Below are 1,474 nucleotides of genomic sequence, written 5' to 3'. Positions count from 1 at the left end.
TCATCACGGTCAAGCCGAACTCGGCCGCCGTGGAAGCCGCCCCGGCCGCGGGCACCGTCGAGGCCCTCACCGTCTCCTTCTCGGAGCAGGCCACCGGCACCAAGGTCGTTGCGCGCACCCCGCGTGAGTCGACCGGCCGCCCCGAGCTGACCGAGGCCGCCATCGTGGTCTCCGGCGGCCGTGGCGTGAACGGCGCGGAGAACTTCCACCTCATCGAGTCCCTGGCCGACTCGCTGGGCGCGGCCGTGGGTGCCTCGCGTGCCGCGGTGGACGCGGGCTGGTACCCGCACTCCAACCAGGTCGGCCAGACCGGCAAGTCCGTCTCCCCGCAGCTGTACATCGCCTCGGGCATCTCGGGTGCGATCCAGCACCGGGCGGGCATGCAGACCTCCAAGACGATCGTGGCGATCAACAAGGACGCCGAGGCCCCGATCTTCGACCTGGTCGACTACGGCGTGGTCGGTGACCTCTTCGACGTGGTCCCCGCCCTCACCGAAGAGATCAACACCCGCAAGGGCTGAGCCCTTACTGACGATCACTCACCCCGGGCGCCGGAGGGCAGCAGCGAGGTCATCGAGGTGCCGCGCCACCGGGCCCAGGGTGAGCAGGCCGCTGCCCGCTCCGGCCAACTCCCCGGCTGCGGGGGTGAGTTCGGCGTGAGCGCGCTCCATCGTCTCCCGGTCGTCGACGGCGATCGCCGCCCGCCCGGCCAGGCACCACAGGGTTTCGAGCAGCAGGTCGCGTGGCGGGTCCGGGAGCAGGCGCAGCGCCTGAGCCGCCTCGCCGCGGCGGTCCCGGGACAGCAGCACGAGGGGACGGACCCAAGGCTCGTAGGGCCCCCAGTCCGTGCTCTCGTCGCCTCCCCCGTTCGTTCCCGCGCCGGTCGGGGTGGGCCGCCCGTGTCGTAGGCGCAGGCACAGCAGGGCCAGCGGCAGCAGCCCGCGCTCCAGGCCGGGCATGCCCGCGCCGTCCAGCCGCGCGGCGGCATCCAGGTAGGCGGCCTCTGCTGCCGGCGGCTGCCCGGTCTCGGCGAGCCGCAGCGCCGCGTACCACTGGGTGAACACGCCCACCAGCGGCAGTTCGTGACGCTCCGCCAGGAGATCCGCCGCTGCCGCGTGGCCGTCGGCTCCCGGGAAATCCGCGAGTGCGCTGCGGGCCTGGAGGCGGATGAGATGGCCAAGGACCTCGTACGTGGCCAGACCGTGCCGGGTGGACAGGGCGACGAGCTCGGCGCCGATCGCGTCCCGGTATGCGGCCAGACCCGTGCGGTGGAAGGTCTGCATGAAGAGACCGTTGAGGGCGAACGCCAGGAGCGCGGGGTCGCCGAGGCGGCGGGCGATCTCCTCGGCCTGCCGGGCGGCCTGGGGCCCGCGCGCCGATCTGGTGCCGCGTGACTCCAGCGCGATGGTGGCGAGGAGGCGGGCCCGTGCCGCCGGGTGCGCGTCGGGCGGGAGCGCGGCCAGGGTGCGTTCGG

The 1,474-nt window shown here is 73.8% G+C and carries 1 protein-coding gene and 1 pseudogene; one reads left to right on the top strand and one right to left on the bottom strand.

All coding sequences use genetic code 11. From position 1 onward, the window contains the following. Window positions 1-521 (top strand): electron transfer flavoprotein subunit alpha/FixB family protein (locus ABD378_RS38125; RefSeq protein ID WP_344528934.1); only part of this gene is annotated, 521 nt, incomplete at its 5' end. An 18-nt stretch (window positions 522-539) separates the two neighbouring features. Here the strand turns inward: ABD378_RS38125 and ABD378_RS38120 are convergent. Next, window positions 540-1,474, bottom strand: a pseudogene (locus ABD378_RS38120) (SARP family transcriptional regulator); the annotation flags it as partial.

The sequence above is a fragment of the Streptomyces rectiviolaceus genome, from assembly GCF_039533825.1.
GTDB classification, from domain to species: Bacteria; Actinomycetota; Actinomycetes; order Streptomycetales; family Streptomycetaceae; genus Streptomyces; species Streptomyces rectiviolaceus.
The sequence above is the reverse complement of the archived record's forward strand: the minus strand, read 5'-3'. Positions and strand labels throughout refer to the sequence as shown.